We start from the raw sequence: 815 nt of genomic DNA, 5'->3' as shown, positions 1-815 counted from the left end.
CCAACAATGGTTGCTCAAGACCAACACGAAGACCCAGGTAACGGTTGAGCGCAATCCGTACTACTGGAAGGTGGATCCAGAGGGCAGCCAACTTCCCTACATGGACGGCATGGTGTGGTCGGTGGTCACCGACCCAGAGGTATCGCTACTGAAGGCGACCAATGGCGAGGTCGACTTTGCCTTCGACGAGCCGGTCAACAAGCCGGTCCTGGCCGATGGTCGGCAGGAGGGAGGCTACCGCTTCTTCGACGCGATTCCAGCGCTGACCAGCCAGGTCGCGGTCTACCTGAACCTGACCCACAAGAACCCGGTGATGCGGGAGATCATCAACAACAAGGACTTTCGCATCGGACTGTCGTACGCGATCAACCGGAAGGACATCATCAACGCGGTGATGCAGCGGCAGGCCGAGCCGTGGCAGATCGCGCCGCGAAAGGAATCCACTTATTACGACGAACAGATGGCGACCCAGTACCTCGACTACGACGTGGACCAGGCGAACGAATACCTGGACAAGGCCTACCCGAAGAAAAGTGCAGACGGGATCCGGCTCGGCCCTGACGGCAAGCCGATTACTTTTCAGGTCGACGTACGCAGCGACATCACCGTCTGGGTCGATACGATGCAGCTTGTCGTCGGCAACTGGAAGGACGTTGGCATCGACGCCAAGGTCAACAGCGTCAGCGCCGAACTGGCCGTGACCCGCGGCGAAGCCAACAGCCATGACGCCGCGGTCTGGCAGGGCGAGGGTGGGCTGGACGCGGTCATCCTGGCCAACCCCTACAACTATCTGCCGACCAACCCGCCGTACTCGT

At 60.5% G+C, this 815-nt stretch carries 1 protein-coding gene; it reads left to right on the top strand.

The genetic code is table 11. The annotated features are described in order from the left end of the window. The coding region (locus tag ABNF93_RS34700; RefSeq protein ID WP_349332508.1) for an ABC transporter substrate-binding protein at positions 1-815 on the top strand (815 nt) is incomplete at both ends.

The sequence above is a fragment of the Actinopolymorpha sp. B9G3 genome, from assembly GCF_040120725.1.
Classification (GTDB): Bacteria; Actinomycetota; Actinomycetes; order Propionibacteriales; family Actinopolymorphaceae; genus Thermasporomyces.
The sequence above is the reverse complement of the archived record's forward strand: the minus strand, read 5'-3'. Positions and strand labels throughout refer to the sequence as shown.